This is a genomic window from Cupriavidus sp. IK-TO18 (assembly GCF_015549295.1).
GTDB lineage: Bacteria > Pseudomonadota > Gammaproteobacteria > Burkholderiales > Burkholderiaceae > Cupriavidus > Cupriavidus oxalaticus_A.
Genome location: NZ_JADGMP010000030.1, coordinates 201,324 through 216,471, shown reverse-complemented (window position 1 = coordinate 216,471; position 15,148 = coordinate 201,324). Strand labels below are relative to the sequence as shown.

Here is a 15,148-nt window from a genome sequence, read left to right as displayed (position 1 = left end):
GGCAGCGAACGCTATATCGGCATCATGTCCGGCACCAGCATGGACGGTGCCGATGCGGTGCTGGTCGATTTCAGCGGCGCGCGGCCGGAAGTACTGGCCGCCGCCAGCGAACCTTTCCCCGAGGCGCTGCGCGCCGCATACGGCGCCCTGCAGCAGCCGGGCGAGAACGAGATCCACCGCGAGGCACTGGCGGCCAATGCGCTGGCCGAGGTCTACGCCGCCTGCGTGGCCACGCTGCTGCGCGAGGCCGGCGTGCCGGCCGCCGCGGTCGCCGCCATCGGCGCGCATGGCCAGACCATCCGGCACCGGCCCGGCCTGTACGACGGCATCGGCTACACGCGCCAGAGCCAGCATCCGGCCCGGTTGGCCGAACTCACCGGCATCGATGTGGTGGCGGACTTCCGCAGCCGCGACGTCGCCGCCGGCGGCCAGGGCGCACCGCTGGTGCCGGCGCTGCATCATGCGCTGTTCGGCAGCGACGTCGAGACTCGTGTCGCCTGCAATATCGGCGGCATTTCCAATATCAGCATCCTGCCTGCCACCGGCGCCGTCAGCGGTTTCGACTGCGGCCCGGGCAATGCGCTGCTCGACTACTGGATCCATCGCCACCGCGAGCTGCCGTTCGACAGCAATGGCGACTGGGCGGCCAGCGGGCGCGTCGACGATGCGCTGCTGGCGCGGTGCCTGGCGGATCCTTACTTCAGCGCGCCGCCGCCCAAGAGCACCGGCCGCGACCTGTTCCATCCCGGCTGGCTCGATATCCAGCTGCAGGCTTTCGGGCACCTCGCGCCTGATGACGTGCAGGCGACGCTGGCGGCGCTGACCGCCGAAGCCATCGCGCGCGACATCCGTACCCATGCGCGTGACGCAAGGCGCCTCGTGGTCTGCGGCGGCGGCGCCCGTAACGCCTTCGTGATGACGCGGCTGGCGCAGGCGCTGCCTGGCGTGGCCATCGAAACCTCGGAACACTACGGCGTGCCGGTCTCTCAGGTGGAAGCCATCGCCTTTGCCTGGCTGGCGCGCCAGTGCACGCTGCGCCTGCCTGGCAACGTGCCAACCGTGACCGGCGCTGCCGGCCAGCGCGTGCTGGGCGCGATCTATCCGCGCTGAACCGCTTCCGCGCCGGCGCCGCCCTCCTCCACATACGTCATGAATGCCTGCGCCAGCGGCGACGGCCGCATGGCCGGCGAGCGCGCCAGCACGACGCGCTGCGGCGTCACCGGCTCGCGTAGCGGCAGGCAGGCGATCGGCATGCCGTCGTAGCTGTGGTCCCCCGCCGGCCGGGTGCAAGACAGCGCCACGCCGTAGCCGTGCGCGACCAGTCCGCGCTGCATCTCGAAGGTCTGCGTGTACTGGTGCAGTGCCGGGTGCAAACCATCCGCCCAGAACAGCGACAGGAAGTACTCGCGAGTCTGCGGGATGTCCTCCAGGATCAGACGCTCGCGGGCAAGGTCGGCCAGGCTCACATCTGCGCTGTGCGCCAGCGCGTGTCCAGCGGGCAGCAGCGCGTAGGGGGGCAGTTGCGCAAGCGTGCAGCGCTCGGTGCGGGCATCCAGCCCGAGGTCGTAGGTCAGCGCCAGTTCCGCCTTGCCGGCCTGCAGCGCGCGGTGCACGGTGGCGAGGTCAGCCTCGAACAGCGTCACCGAGACCCGGGGGTGCCGCTCGCGGAAGCCGGCCAGCAGGCGCGGCACGAAATACGGCCCCAGGTCCTGGAAACACGTCAGCGACAACTGGCCGCTCAGGCCGCGCTCGCCCGCTTCGTCGGTAGTCAGGCCCGCCGCCAGCGCCAATATGTCGCGCGCACGGCCAAGCAGGCGCTGGCCGGCCGGCGTCAGCGCCAGGCCGCGGCTGACCTGGCGCCGGAACAGCGGCTCTCCCAGCGTGTCTTCCGGCTGTGCGATCGCGGTCGATACAGACGGCTGCGACACATGGCGGGCGCGCGCCGCCGCGCTGATGCTGCCGTGCTCGGCGGCGGCGACGAAGTACTCGAGCTGGCGGAAAGAGAAAGGGATCATATTTTCCTATATCACACCATAGGAAATATATGCTTTTCCTATCCATGACGGATGCCGATACTGCGAGCATCGTCAAACGGAGCCCCCGCCATGGAAATTACCCAGGAACAGATCGATACCTACCAGCGCGACGGCGTGCTGGTGCTGCGCGGCGCGTTCGCGGAGTGGATCGAGACCCTGCGCGAAGGCTTCGCGCAGAACCTGGCCGAGCCTGGCCCTTTCGCCATCGAGAACGTACGGCCCGGCGAAGGCGGGCGCTTTTTCGAGGACTACTGCAATTGGCAGCGCATCGCGCCGTTCGATGCTTTTATCCGCCAGTCCGCGGCGGGGTCCATCGCCGGCCGCATCATGCAATCGCAGGCCGTGCAGGTGTTCCACGAACACATCCTGGTGAAGGAGCCTGGCACGGCCAAGCCCACGCCGTGGCACCAGGACCTGCCCTACTACTGCGTCGACGGCACCCAGACCGCGAGCTACTGGATCCCGCTGGATCCCGTCACGCAGGCCAATACGCTGCGCGTGGTGGCCGGCTCGCATCGCTGGCCGCGGCTGGTACGGCCCAGGCGCTGGGCCAGCAACGAAAGCTTCTATGGCGGCCAGGGCAACGATGACAGTGCATTCATGGACATGCCGGATGTCGAGGACGGCAGCCACACGCTGCTTGCGCCCGAACTGGAACCGGGCGATGCGGTGGTATTCGACTTCCGCACCGTGCACGGCGCCGCGGGCAATACCGGCACCGGCCGCCGGCGCGCGTTCTCGGCGCGTTTCCTTGGGGACGACGTGCGCTTCATGCAACGGCCGGGACGTACCTCGCCCCCGTTTCCCGGCATCGGCCAGCAGACCGGCGAGCGCTTGCGCGAGGACTGGTTTCCGGTGGTCTGGCGCGCCGGCCAGTAGTCACGATCCCGAAACAAAAAAACGCACCCGAAGGTGCGTTTTTTTGGGGGCGGAACCGCTCAGACCGAGAACGACGAGCCGCAACCGCAGGTGGTCGAGGCATTCGGGTTCTTGATCACAAACTGGGCGCCGTTGATGTCTTCCTTGTAGTCGATCTCGGCGCCGACCAGGTACTGGTAGCTCATCGAGTCGATCAGCAGGGTGACGCCGTTCTTGACCATGGTGGTGTCGTCTTCGTTGACTTCCTCGTCGAAGGTAAAGCCGTACTGGAAGCCCGAGCAGCCGCCGCCCTGCACGAACACGCGCAGTTTCAGCTCGGCATTGCCCTCTTCCTCGATCAACTGCTTGACCTTGTCGGCGGCGCTGTCGGTAAAGACGAACGGTGCCGGCACGTCCTCGGTAACGGGTGCCTCTGCGACTGCGTTCATGGGGTGTTCTCCTGTTTAGATACGCCTGTATTCTAAGCGCTACTGGAAGATCGTGCCGAACCCCTTTGTTTTCAAGGGTTTCCGGACGTGCGGCAGGCCGCTCAGGCGGCCTTTTCGGTGGGACTGGCTGCGTCTGGCGGAGTTTCGTCGTCCGCAGCATCTGTTTCAGCCGTCTTTTCCGTCACTTCCGTTACGGCACCGCCATCGATCACGTTGGGCAACGCCTTGACTTCACCTGCCGCGCCCTGTGCCAGCGGCACCAGCCTCCCTTCGACCAGTGCTCCCTGGTGCATCTCCAGCGCCGCATAACGCACGTCTCCCAGCACGCGGGCCTGCGGCTGCAACTCCAGCAGGTCGGTCGCTTGCACCGGCCCCTTCACCGTGCCATTCAGCACCAGGTGGCCGACGCTGATCTCGCCTTCGACCATACCCTTCTCGCTGACCACCAGCATGCTTGCCTTGCCCGGCGCCGCGGTGACGTTGCCGCGCACACGCCCATCCAGCCGCAGGCCTCCGGCAAACACCAGGTCGCCGTCGATGGCGGTGTCTGCGCCGATCAGCGTATCGATCGAAAGGCCCTTCTTCTTCGAAAACAACATCGCTCACTCCTCTCTCGTTCGTACCGGGCCGCCGGGCCCGGGGCGCGTCGCCATGACAGACGGCTTGCCGATAGCGACAGGGCGTGATTGTATCCGCGTGCAGCGCATACCCCACAAAAGTCTGGCTCCACCCGCTATTTCGGCAGCCGGATGTGAATCCGCAGGGAACAGGCGAAAAAAAACCGCACGGCCAGCGTGCGGTTTTTCTGGATTTCGCGGCATCCGGCAGGGACCAGGACCGCGAAAACGCATCAGCGCTTCGAGAACTGCTTGCGACGACGCGCCTTGTGGAAGCCGACCTTCTTACGCTCGACTTCACGTGCATCGCGCGTGACGTAGCCAGCCTTCGACAGGGCCGACTTCAGGGTCGCGTCGTAGTCGATCAGGGCGCGGGTGATGCCGTGGCGCACTGCGCCGGCCTGGCCCGTTTCGCCACCACCGGTCACGTTGACCTTGATGTCGAACGTTTCGCCGTGGGCGGTCAGTTCCAGGGGCTGGCGCACGATCATCAGCGAGGTTTCGCGAGCGAAATACTCTTTGATGGGCTTGCCGTTGACGACGATGTCGCCCTTGCCCGACTTGATGAAGACACGAGCCACAGCGCTCTTGCGGCGGCCAGTACCGTAATTCCAGTTACCGATCATGGATTGGCCTCCTTAGATTTCCAGCGCCTTGGGCTGCTGCGCTTCATGCGGATGCTCGGCTTCGGCGTAAACCTTCAGCTTCTTGATCATCGCGTAGCCCAGCGGACCCTTCGGCAGCATGCCCTTCACAGCCTTTTCCAGGGCACGGCCCGGGAAACGCTGCTGCATCTTGCCGAACGTCGTTTCGTAGATACCGCCCGGGTAACCCGAATGGCGATAGTACTTCTTGTCCGTTTCCTTGGTACCCGTGACACGCAGCTTGGCTGCATTGACGATGATGATGTAATCACCCGTGTCGACGTGCGGAGTGAATTCCGGCTTGTGCTTGCCGCGCAGACGGCGTGCCACTTCGCTGGCGACACGGCCGAGGACTTTGTCCGTCGCGTCAATCACGTACCAGTCGCGCTTTACCTCATGAGGCTTGGCGGAAAAGGTCTTCATGATTTTTCCTGACTATTAGTTCGTGCCCGAAATCCGACTCGCGAAGGCTTGTGCTCGCCCCTGCAAGTCTTGTGGCCCGTCCTGGGGACTGGCCGGATGCTGCTTCTCTTTCCCGCGGGCATGACGGAAAAGCCCACGATTATAATGGCGGGTCCCGGGCTGGCACAAGCAAAGACTGGGGTTTTCGTCAAGATCGTTGCCGCAAATCGACTACCCGAGCAGCGTGGGCCACTTCGATAGCAGGGGCGAAAAAAAACCCAAGCTGGTTTAGCTTGGGTTTGAATCCACCAAAGGAGGAGGGTGGAGGAGACACTTGGAGATCGACGGTGGGACCTGCGGGCGGTGCGGAGGGCTTGGCCGGGAGGCTTCGCTTTCGCACTCTGGCGCGCTGTCAGCGCCGTCGTTCAATGATTGAAATTATACATGGGGTTTTCCCGGATGCAAGGGAAATTTGTAGTGCGAAATGCGATTTCGTATTGTGGTAAGAAAAAGCCTCTCCGCACACCCATAAAATCTTCTTAATATTCAAATACTTAAACAAAAAGTGCCAGTGTCGTCGAGTTGTCACATTAGAGGAAACCCTCAGATTTCCTAAGGATATCGGCAGCCGGCGGCCGAACTTGACGATGCCATATACTCAGAAATGCAAGATTCGGGGTCACGCGCTCGTGATCGCAATACCACAACAGAAGCGACAGGAACGAACAAAATGGAATGCAAAGTAACTTGGATGGGCGTGGACGGCATGAGCTTCGTGGCCCAGACCGGCAGCGGCCACATCGTCGCGATGGACGGCGCTCCCGAGGGCGGTGGCCATAACCTTGCGCCGCGGCCGATGGAAATGGTGCTGGTCGGCACCGGCGGCTGCACGGCCTATGACGTGGTGCTGATCCTCAAGCGCGGCCGCCAGGAGGTGACCGGCTGTAGCGTGCAGCTTCAGGCCGACCGTGCCAGCGAGGACCCCAAGGTCTTCACCCGCATCAACTTCCATTTTGTGGTGACCGGCAAGAATCTCAACCCCGCCACGGTCGAGCGCGCCATCAAGCTGTCGCACGAGAAGTACTGCTCGGCGTCGATCATGCTGGCCAAGACGGCCGAGATCACGCACACGATGGAAATCGTCGAAGGCTGATGGAAGTTGGCCGGCCCGGTGTGCCGCGAAGGCGCCGGGTCATGCCGAAGACTGAAGCAAAGCAGGCCGATAAGCCGGATTCTGTGCGCACCGCCCGCCTTGCGGCCAGCGGCGCGTGACAACCATTCCTCTAGGCCGGCTGTTACCAGCCGGCTCCAGCTCCCTACCCGCAGACTCAGCGGGCCGCTTCATCGCCTGCCTATTTGGGATTGCTCCAGGTGGAGGTTACCGCGTTTCACCCTTGCCGCCGGGCGAACCCGGCGGCAAGACTCGTCTCTGTGGCCCTATTCCGCACGTTGCCGTGGATGGCTGTTAGCCAACACCCTGCCCTGTGGAGTCCGGACTTTCCTCCCCCTGCACCTTGCGGTACAGGCAGCGGTTGCCTGGCCTGCTTTGCGGGCCGCAGTCTAACACCGATTCAATCGGGTTGCCGGCGTAAATCCCGCATGCGCCCGGGCCGGAACACCGTGGTGTCGGCATAGAAATCAGGTGAGGCGTTGTCGTCACACCACCCCGGGATCCCCATGACAGGCAACGGAGCGAAGCAGCGGCCGCCGCGCAGCGTGCCGGCTGCGGCAGCGTCTTGCAGCGACAACGCCACCGCCTTGTCCAGCGCGCCATCCGCCACCAGCGGTAGCGTCCAGGCATGCGCGGTCACGGCTTTGTACGGCCGCACCAGCTTTTCCAGCAGTGCATGGCCGAACGGCACGACCCTGCAGGCGGCGGCCCACGCGTGCCGTTGGTCGACAAAGAGCTGCTGCCAGGCAAACCCTCGCAGCGCTTCGGCATGTTCGTCGTCTTCGCTCAGGAACAGCACCGCGTTCTCGTCGAACAGCGTGGCCGCGTCGCGTACGCCGCCGCGCGCGGTCCGTACACCTTCGCGCGCGATCACCGTGGCCTGGATCTGATTGAGCACGCGCTTGGCCTGGGGGAAATACAGCCAGACCAGGGCATTGAAGAAATCGTGGAGATTGTCGCGCGTCGGGACCTCGCCGGTGGCGTCGATATGCGCTTCGTAGGCGCTGCCCTCGGGCAAGGCCAGCTGCGGGACAAAGCGCAGCGGCAGGCCGCGCGCGTTCTGCAGGCCCATTGCGCCAGACTCTGCATCGAGCAGTGCCCGCAGGTCGGCCCCGCCCTGCACTGCCGCGGCCAGCGCCGCGCCGCGCGGGGCAAAGGGTTGGAACCATGGCCGGGACCAGTCGATCCCGGCCAGCGCGGCGGCGAAGGATTCGCCCGCCGCAGTTGCTCCGGCTGGCAATGCCGCAGCGGTCAGCGCGCTTTCCAGCGCAGTGTTTCACCACCGCGCAGCGGCACCAGCGTGGTGTCGCCGTACGGCAGTTCTGCCGGCAACTGCCAGTCTTCGCGCTCCAGCGTCAGCGTGCCGGTGTTGCGCGGCAGGCCGTAGAAGGCCGGGCCGTTGAAGCTGGCGAAGGCTTCCAGCTTGTCCAGCGCGCCGGCGGCGTCGAAGGCCTCGGCATACAGCTCCATCGCATGCAGCGCGGTGTAGCAGCCGGCGCAGCCGCAGGCGTGCTCCTTCAGGCCGCGCGCGTGCGGCGCGCTGTCGGTGCCGAGGAAGAAGCGCGGGTTGCCGGAGGTGGCGGCCGCGACCAGCGCCTCGCGATGGGTTTCGCGCTTGAGCACCGGCAGGCAGTAATAGTGCGGGCGGATGCCGCCGGTGAAGATCGCGTTGCGGTTATACAGCAGGTGGTGGGCAGTAATGGTGGCGCCGACCGGGCCGCTGGCTTCCAGCACGTACTGGGCGGCGTCCTTGGTTGTGATGTGCTCGAACACTACTTTCAGTTCGGGCATGTCGCGGCGCAGCGGCGTCATCACCTGGTCGATGAACACGGCCTCGCGGTCGAAGATATCGATGGCCGGGTCGGTGACTTCGCCGTGCACCAGCAGCGGCAGGCCTTCGCGCTGCATCGCTTCCAGCGCGGCGTAGCAGCGGCGGATGTCGGTCACGCCGGCGTCACTGTTGGTGGTGGCGCCCGCCGGGTACAGCTTGACGCCGTGCACGAAGCCGCTGGCCTTGGCCGCGACGATTTCCTCGGGGCTGGTGTTGTCGGTCAGGTACAGCGTCATCAGCGGCTCGAACTGCATGCCGGCCGGCAGCGCCGCCAGGATGCGGGCGCGGTAGGCCTGCGCCTGTTCCACCGTGGTCACGGGGGGCTTCAGGTTCGGCATGATGATCGCGCGCGCGAACTGGCGGGCGGTGTCGGGCAGTACGGCGGCGAGCGCCGCGCCATCGCGCAGGTGCAGGTGCCAGTCGTCCGGGCGGGTGATGGTGAGCTTCTGGGTCATGGCTTGCGTGGGCTCGCCGCGGGGGACGGCGGCGGGCACTTTTTCAGGATCAGAGAATCAGGATGGCGCGGTAATCGTTCACGTTGGTGCGCGTGGGTCCGGTGACAACCAGGTCGCCGATGGCATCGAACAGGCCCCAGGCGTCGTGCAGGTCGAGCTGGCGCTGGCCCGGCAGGCCGGCGGCTTCGGCACGAGCCAGCGTGGTCGGGTCGGCCAGCGCGCCGGCGTTGTCTTCCGAGCCATCGATGCCGTCGGTGTCGGCCGCGATCGCGTGCACGCCGGGCATGCCTGCCAGTTCGACCGCCAGCGACAGCAGAAACTCCGAGCAGCGCCCGCCGCGCGCCTTGCCCGCGCCGCCGCCGGCCGGCAAAGTGACCGTGCACTCACCTCCGGAAATCAGCGCCACGGGCGTGGCGAACGGCGCATTGTACGCGCGAATCTCGCGCACCAGCGCGGCATAGACCCGCGCCACTTCGCTCGCCTCACCCGTCACCGTGTCGCCCAGTACTACCGGCGTGATGCCCCGTTGGCGGAACAGCGCGGCAGCGGCTTCGAGGCTGCCGTGGGCGGTGGCGATCATGGCGTTGTCGACACGATCGAACAAGGGATCGCCAGGCTTGGGCGTCTCCGCCACTTCGCCACGCGCGCCGCGCTCCAGGTGCGACTGCACGCTGGCCGGCACCCGCGCGCCGTAGCGGCGCAGGATCTCCAGCGCGTCGTTGAAGGTGCTGGGATCGGCCACGGTCGGGCCCGAGGCGATCGCACTGGGATCGTCGCCCGCCACGTCCGAGACGATCAGCGTGGTCACCGGCGCCTGGCTGGCCTGCGCCAGCCGACCGCCCTGGATGCGCGAGATGTGCTTGCGCACGATGTTCATGTCGGTGATCGGCGCGCCACAGCGCAGCAATTCCCTGGTGGTCGCCTTCAGGTCGGCCATCGGGATACCCTCGGCCGGCAGCGACAGCAGGCTCGAGCCGCCGCCCGAGACCAGCACCAGCAGCCGGTCTTGCGGAGTCAGCGACTGCACCGCGGCCAGGATCTCCGCCGCGGCCTGCTCGCCCGACTCGTCCGGCACCGGGTGGCCGGCCTCGATCACGCGGATATGGCCGGTCGGCATGCCGTGCGCGTAGCGCGTGACCACCAGCCCTTCCAGCGTGGCCTTGCCGGCATAGGCGCGCTCGACCGCCGCGGCCATCGACGCCGCTGCCTTGCCCGCGCCCACCACCAGCGTGCGGCCACCGGCGTGCGGCGGCGGCAGGTGCTGCGCGACGATCTGCAGCGGATCGGCCGCCGCCACGGCGGCGTGGAAGGTCTCGAGCAGCAGTGCGCGGGCGTCCCCCGCGCACGCGGCGCTCACAGCGCCTCCGCGATGGCGCGGCCCAGGTCGGCAGTACCGGCCTTGCCGCCGATATCGCGCGTCAGCGGCGCGTGCTCCGGCCCGGCGGCCAGCACCTTCTCGATCGCGCCCAGCACGGCGGCGCCGGCCTCGTCATGGCCCAGGTGTTCGAGCATCATGGCGCCGCACCAGATCTGGCCGATCGGGTTGGCCACGCCGCGCCCGGCGATGTCCGGGGCCGAGCCGTGCACCGGCTCGAACAGGCTGGGGAAGGTGCGGTCCGGGTTGATATTGCCCGACGGTGCAATGCCGATGGTGCCGGTGCAGGCCGGCCCAAGGTCGGACAGGATGTCGCCGAACAGGTTGCTGGCGACCACCACGTCGAACCAGTCCGGATGCTGGACGAAATGGGCGGTCAGGATGTCGATGTGGTACTTGTCGACCTTCAGGCCGGGGTAGTTCGCAGCCATTGCCTCGACTCGCTCATCCCAGTACGGCATCGTGATCGAGATGCCGTTGGACTTGGTCGCCGATGTCAGGTGCTTTTTAGGCCGCTTCCGGGCCAGCTCGAAGGCGAACTTCAGGATGCGGTCGACGCCGGTGCGGCTCATCACCGTTTCCTGCACCACGATCTCGCGCTCGGTGCCGGGGAACATGCGGCCACCGATGCTGGAGTACTCGCCCTCGGTATTCTCGCGCACCACATAGAAATCGATGTCGCCAGGATTGCGGCCCGCGAGCGGGCTCCTGATGCCGGGCATCAGCCGCACCGGGCGCAGGTTGACGTACTGGTCGAACGAGCGGCGGAACTGCAGCAGCGAACCCCACAGCGAGACGTGGTCGGGCACCGCATCGGGCCAGCCGACCGCGCCGAAATAGATGGCGTCGTACTTGACCAGCGTGTCGAACCAGTCGTCAGGCAGCATCTTGCCGTAGCGGGCGTAGTAGTCGCAGCTGGAAAAATCGAAGTGATCCCACTGGAAGTCGATGCCGAAGCGGCGCGCCGCGGCGTCCATCACGCGTATGCCCTCGGGCATGACTTCCGTGCCGATTCCGTCTCCGGGAATCACGGCGATCTTGTATTGGCTCATCGTTCTCGGGATTGCTGGCAGGTATGGTGGCGCCATGGCTGGCGTCATTGGCACCGTACTGGAGCGCCCGCGGGTTGCTTGGCAGCGGCCCGGGCGCGCGGGATAATGTCTGCATTCTATTGCAAAGCGGCAGCCCGCTGCCGACCGGTGCCCCGATATGTGCCAGTTGCTAGGCATGAACTGCGCCACGCCGACCGACGTGACGTTCTCCTTCACCGGCTTCGCCGCCCGCGGCGGCGTGACCGACCACCACGCCGACGGCTTCGGTGTTGCCTTCTTTGAAGACAAGGCCTGCCGCCTGTTCATCGACAACCAGTCCGCCGGCACCTCGCCGGTGGCCGACCTGATCAAGCGCTACCCGATCAAGTCCAAGAACGTCATCTCGCATATCCGCAAGGCGACGCAGGGCACGGTGCTGCTGGAGAACTGCCACCCGTTCATGCGCGAGCTATGGGGCCGGCACTGGATCTTTGCCCACAACGGCGACCTGCTGAACTTTTCCCCGTTCCTGTCGGGCGTGTACCAGCCGGTGGGCGATACCGACAGCGAACTGGCCTTCTGCACGCTGATGCAGGGCCTGCGCAAGCGCTTCCCGGGCTCGCAACCGCCGCTGAATGAACTGGGCCATGCGCTGGCCGACATCACACGCGATATCACGCTGCATGGCGTGTTCAATTTCCTGCTGAGCAACGGCCAGGCCCTGTTTGCCCACTGCTCTACCCGCCTGTACTACATCGTGCGGGAGTGGCCGTTCTCGACCGCGCACCTGATCGATGCGGACCTGTCGATCGACTTTGCCCAGGTGACCACGCCCGACGACCGCGTTGCCGTGATCGCCACCGCCCCGCTGACCGACAACGAGAACTGGACCCAGTTCGCCCCGGGCGAGCTGATCATGTTCGAGCACGGGCGTCCGGTGATGACACTGACCGTGCCGATCCCGCCCGAAGTCCAGGCCAAGAACGCCGCCAATACAGCCTGTACCTGAGCGGCCTGCACCTGAGCCATCCGGCACACAAATGAAAAAGGGACGCCAAGGCGTCCCTTTTTCATATGGCTGACAGTCCGCTCAGTGATGCAGGATCTTCGACAGGAACTGCCGCGCACGCTCCGAACGGGCTTCGATATTGCCGAAGAACTCCTCCTTGTCGGCGTCTTCGACGATCTTGCCCTGGTCCATGAAGATCACGCGGTTGGCCACCTTGCGCGCGAAACCCATTTCGTGGGTCACGCACATCATGGTCATGCCTTCCTGCGCCAGCTGCACCATCACGTCCAGCACTTCGTTGACCATCTCGGGGTCCAGCGCCGAGGTAGGTTCGTCGAACAGCATGCAGATCGGATCCATCGACAGCGCGCGCGCGATCGCCACGCGCTGCTGCTGGCCGCCCGACAGCTGGCCGGGGTACTTCTCAGCCTGGCTCTTCAGGCCCACGCGCTCGAGGTACTTCAGGCCCTTGGCCATCGCCTCGTCCTTCGAACGGCCAAGCACCTTCATCTGCGCGATGGTCAGGTTCTCGGTGATCGACAGGTGCGGGAACAGCTCGAAGTTCTGGAACACCATGCCCACGCGCGAACGCAGCTTGGGCAGGTTGGTCTTGGGATTGCCCACCGAGGTACCGTCGACCAGGATGTCGCCCTTCTGGAATGGCTCCAGCGCGTTGACGGTCTTGATCAGCGTGGACTTGCCCGAGCCCGACGGGCCGCACACCACCACCACTTCACCCTTGGCAACCTTGGTGGTGCAGTCGGTCAGCACCTGGAAGGAGCCGTACCACTTGGAAACATTGTTGATTTCGATCATACAGCCACCTTTTTCTGGTAACGCTTGACCAGCAGCGAAGCGGAGAAACAAATGATGAAGTACACCAGGCCGGCAAACAGCAGCAGCTCGACGATACGCCCGTCGCGCTCGCCGATGCCGTAGGCCTGGCCGAAGAAGTCAGCCAGCGCGCTCACGTACACCAGCGACGTATCCTGGAACAGGATGATGCCCTGGGTCAGCAGCAGCGGCACCATGTTGCGGAACGCCTGCGGCAGGATCACAAGCCGCATCGACTGCCCGTAGGTCATGCCCAGCGCCTGCGCCGCGAACATCTGCCCGCGCGACACGCTCTGGATCCCCGCGCGGATGATCTCTGAGTAGTACGCCGCCTCGAACAGCGCGAACGCCACCAGCGCCGAGGTCATGCGCAGGTCGGTCGCTGGCGACAGGTTGAAGATGCCCTGCAGCACCTGCGGGATGATCAGGAAGAACCACAACAGCACCATCACCAGCGGGATGGAGCGGAAGATGGTCACATACCCCTGTGCGAACCAGTTCAGCAGCCGGAATGACGACAGCCGCATCATCGCCAGGATGGTGCCCCAGATGATGCCCACTACCACCGCGGTGACGGTGATCTTGAGCGAGACCATCATGCCCTCGCCCAGCACGTGCAGCGTGCTCGGGTTGATCGAGGTGAAATCGAAGGAATAAGCCATGGCGCCCCCTTACTTGCCGCCGATGAAGCCGGGCACGCGCGTGCGGGCCTCGACCCAGCGCATCAGCAGCATCACCGTGACGTTGATCAGCGCGTACATCAGCGTGACCGCGATGAACGATTCATACGGGCGCGCGGTGTAGTCCACCAGCTGGCGCCCCTGCGCGGCCAGTTCCAGCAGGCCGATGGTCGATGCCACCGCCGAGTTCTTGAAGATATTCAGGAATTCGGAGGTCAGCGGCGGCACGATCACGCGGAACGCCATCGGCAGCAGCACGTGGCGGTACGTCTGCGGCAGCGTGAAGCCCATCGCCAGGCCCGCGTTCTTCTGCCCGCGCGCCAGCGAGTTGATGCCCGAGCGCACCTGCTCGCACACCCGCGCGGCGGTGAAGGTGCCCAGGCACAGCATCGCGGCCAGGAACTGCTGCGCGAAGGGGTTCATCTGCTTGATCGCCTCGCCGCCGGGCAGCAGCTCGGGCATGACGAAATACCAGATGAACAGCTGCACCAGCAGCGGGATGTTGCGGAAGATCTCGACGTAGGTGGCGGCAAAACCCGACAGCCACTTGTTGGGCGCGGTGCGCAGCACGCCAAGCACCGAGCCGATGGCCAGGGCAATGACCCAGGACGAAAGCCCCAGCGCGAGCGTGACCTTGAGACCCGAGATCATCCAGTCCAGGTAGGTCTCGTTCTGGGCGGCCTGTTCGAGGAAAACTCCCCAATGCCAGTTGTAGTTCATGTTGCGTCCTCAAAAAGAAACGGAAGGACATGCCTTCCGTTTCGCACTGCTGTCCCGATCAGATCAGTCCAGCGCCTTGTCGTTCGGCGCCTTGATCAGGGCCTTCATGTCGTCGGACAGCGGGAAGTCCAGGTTCAGGCCCTTGGGCGGAACCGGTTGCATGAACCACTTGGTGTACAGCGTGTTGACCGAACCGTCCTTCATCATGCCGGAGATCACGGTGTCGGACAGCTTCTTGAACTGCGGGTCGTCCTTGCGGATCATGCAGCCATACGACTCGCGCGACTGCGCCTTGCCCACCACGATCCAGTCGGCCGGGTTCTTGGCCTTGGCGCGCTCGCCATACAGCAGCGCGTCGTCCATCATGAATGCCACCGCGCGGCCCGATTCCAGCGTCAGGAACGACTGGCCGTGGTCCTTGGTGCTGATGATGTTCAGGCCCAGCTTCTGGTCGTCGTTCATCTTGCGCAGCAGGCGCTCCGACGTGGTGCCGGCGGTGGTGACGACGTTCTTGCCCTTCAGGTCGGCCCAGTCCTTGATGCCGGCATCCTTCTTCACCATGATGCGCGTGCCGATGATGAAGATGGAGTTGGTGAAGGCGACCTGCTTCTGGCGTTCCAGGTTGTTGGTGGTCGAACCGCACTCCATGTCGATGGTGCCGTTCTGCAGCAGCGGGATGCGGTTCTGCGAGGTGATCGGGATTTCCTTGACCTGCAGGTTCGGCAGCTTCAGCTGGTCCTTGATGGCTTCCACGATCTTCATATTGATATCGTAGGAATAGCCGACCTGGCGCACGCCGCCCAGGTTGTAATTAAACGGAATCGACGACTCGCGCACGCCAAGCGTAATCACGCCGGTATCTTTGATCTTCTTCAGCGTGCCCGTCAGTTGTTCGGCTGCCTGGGCCGTTCCGCACATCACGCCGGCGGCAATCATCAGGGAAGCCAACTTGGCAAAATTCATAACATCTCCTTGACCATAGAAGAGAAAGCGGGATTCTAGAGACCAAACCCCCTCTGGTGAAACAGTATTGCGC

At 65.1% G+C, this 15,148-nt stretch carries 17 protein-coding genes and 1 other RNA gene; 4 read left to right on the top strand and 14 right to left on the bottom strand.

Features of this window, described 5'->3' with window-relative positions:
• Nucleotides 1–24 precede the first annotated feature (24 nt).
• Nucleotides 25–1,110, top strand: a complete 1,086-nt coding sequence (locus tag IPF36_RS23605; protein WP_218959691.1) for an anhydro-N-acetylmuramic acid kinase — start codon at nucleotides 25–27, stop codon at nucleotides 1,108–1,110.
• Here the strand turns inward: IPF36_RS23605 and IPF36_RS23600 are convergent.
• On the bottom strand, nucleotides 1,098–2,015 hold the full coding sequence (locus IPF36_RS23600; RefSeq protein WP_195430596.1) for a LysR family transcriptional regulator: 918 nt from the start codon (nucleotides 2,013–2,015) through the stop codon (nucleotides 1,098–1,100). The genes IPF36_RS23605 and IPF36_RS23600 overlap by 13 nt on opposite strands.
• 90 nt (nucleotides 2,016–2,105) lie before the next feature.
• Here IPF36_RS23600 and IPF36_RS23595 point away from each other — a divergent pair, with 90 nt between their 5' ends.
• Entirely contained in the window at nucleotides 2,106–2,915 is an 810-nt protein-coding gene (locus IPF36_RS23595) for a phytanoyl-CoA dioxygenase family protein (RefSeq protein WP_133093725.1), read from the top strand.
• Nucleotides 2,916–2,974: 59 nt separating this feature from the next.
• On the opposite strand, the gene erpA is transcribed toward IPF36_RS23595, so the two are convergent.
• The 4 genes from erpA to rplM all read right to left on the bottom strand — a co-directional run bounded on the left by erpA (nucleotide 2,975) and on the right by rplM (nucleotide 5,027).
• Complete coding sequence (gene erpA, locus IPF36_RS23590; protein ID WP_010813904.1) at nucleotides 2,975–3,343, bottom strand: iron-sulfur cluster insertion protein ErpA; 369 nt, start codon at nucleotides 3,341–3,343, stop codon at nucleotides 2,975–2,977.
• A 101-nt stretch (nucleotides 3,344–3,444) separates the two neighbouring features.
• Entirely contained in the window at nucleotides 3,445–3,942 is a 498-nt protein-coding gene (locus IPF36_RS23585) for a polymer-forming cytoskeletal protein (RefSeq protein WP_133093724.1), read from the bottom strand.
• A 251-nt stretch (nucleotides 3,943–4,193) separates the two neighbouring features.
• Nucleotides 4,194–4,586 carry a 30S ribosomal protein S9 gene (rpsI, locus tag IPF36_RS23580; protein ID WP_018312775.1) on the bottom strand — a complete coding sequence of 131 codons (393 nt, stop codon included), beginning with the start codon at nucleotides 4,584–4,586 and terminating at the stop codon, nucleotides 4,194–4,196.
• Nucleotides 4,587–4,598: 12 nt separating this feature from the next.
• Nucleotides 4,599–5,027, bottom strand: a complete 429-nt coding sequence (gene rplM / locus IPF36_RS23575; protein WP_010813907.1) for a 50S ribosomal protein L13 — start codon at nucleotides 5,025–5,027, stop codon at nucleotides 4,599–4,601.
• Nucleotides 5,028–5,736: 709 nt separating this feature from the next.
• Here rplM and IPF36_RS23570 point away from each other — a divergent pair.
• Nucleotides 5,737–6,159, top strand: a complete 423-nt coding sequence (locus IPF36_RS23570; RefSeq protein WP_133093723.1) for an OsmC family protein — start codon at nucleotides 5,737–5,739, stop codon at nucleotides 6,157–6,159.
• Between the two features lie 54 nt (nucleotides 6,160–6,213).
• On the opposite strand, the gene rnpB is transcribed toward IPF36_RS23570, so the two are convergent.
• From rnpB to IPF36_RS23545, 5 genes are all read right to left on the bottom strand, one after another.
• Nucleotides 6,214–6,554: RNase P RNA component class A (gene rnpB, locus IPF36_RS23565), an RNA gene on the bottom strand.
• Between the two features lie 23 nt (nucleotides 6,555–6,577).
• Nucleotides 6,578–7,417, bottom strand: coding sequence for a DUF3025 domain-containing protein (locus IPF36_RS23560; RefSeq protein WP_135704452.1), 840 nt, complete (start codon nucleotides 7,415–7,417; stop codon nucleotides 6,578–6,580).
• An 11-nt stretch (nucleotides 7,418–7,428) separates the two neighbouring features.
• A complete protein-coding gene (gene pyrC / locus IPF36_RS23555; RefSeq protein ID WP_135704451.1) occupies nucleotides 7,429–8,463 on the bottom strand; it encodes a dihydroorotase in 1,035 nt (344 codons plus the stop codon).
• A gap of 49 nt (nucleotides 8,464–8,512) precedes the next feature.
• Nucleotides 8,513–9,820, bottom strand: a complete 1,308-nt coding sequence (locus IPF36_RS23550) for a glycerate kinase (protein WP_135704449.1) — start codon at nucleotides 9,818–9,820, stop codon at nucleotides 8,513–8,515.
• Nucleotides 9,817–10,890, bottom strand: a complete 1,074-nt coding sequence (locus IPF36_RS23545) for a tartrate dehydrogenase (protein WP_195430593.1) — start codon at nucleotides 10,888–10,890, stop codon at nucleotides 9,817–9,819. Before IPF36_RS23545 ends, IPF36_RS23550 begins: the two co-directional genes overlap by 4 nt.
• A 157-nt stretch (nucleotides 10,891–11,047) precedes the next feature.
• Between IPF36_RS23545 and IPF36_RS23540 the strand changes: the two genes are divergently transcribed.
• Entirely contained in the window at nucleotides 11,048–11,878 is an 831-nt protein-coding gene (locus IPF36_RS23540; RefSeq protein WP_135704445.1) for a class II glutamine amidotransferase, read from the top strand.
• An 81-nt stretch (nucleotides 11,879–11,959) separates the two neighbouring features.
• On the opposite strand, the gene IPF36_RS23535 is transcribed toward IPF36_RS23540, so the two are convergent.
• The 4 genes from IPF36_RS23535 to IPF36_RS23520 form a co-directional block, all read right to left on the bottom strand.
• Nucleotides 11,960–12,694 carry an amino acid ABC transporter ATP-binding protein gene (locus IPF36_RS23535; RefSeq protein WP_029048544.1) on the bottom strand — a complete coding sequence of 245 codons (735 nt, stop codon included), beginning with the start codon at nucleotides 12,692–12,694 and terminating at the stop codon, nucleotides 11,960–11,962.
• Nucleotides 12,691–13,374: a glutamate/aspartate ABC transporter permease GltK gene (gene gltK / locus IPF36_RS23530; protein WP_133093718.1), complete on the bottom strand. Its 684-nt coding sequence runs from the start codon at nucleotides 13,372–13,374 to the stop codon at nucleotides 12,691–12,693. Before gltK ends, IPF36_RS23535 begins: the two co-directional genes overlap by 4 nt.
• Nucleotides 13,375–13,383: 9 nt before the next feature.
• A complete protein-coding gene (locus IPF36_RS23525; RefSeq protein ID WP_133093717.1) occupies nucleotides 13,384–14,112 on the bottom strand; it encodes an amino acid ABC transporter permease in 729 nt (242 codons plus the stop codon).
• Between the two features lie 63 nt (nucleotides 14,113–14,175).
• Complete coding sequence (locus IPF36_RS23520) at nucleotides 14,176–15,075, bottom strand: glutamate/aspartate ABC transporter substrate-binding protein (protein WP_133093716.1); 900 nt, start codon at nucleotides 15,073–15,075, stop codon at nucleotides 14,176–14,178.
• Between the last annotated feature and the right edge of the window lie 73 nt (nucleotides 15,076–15,148).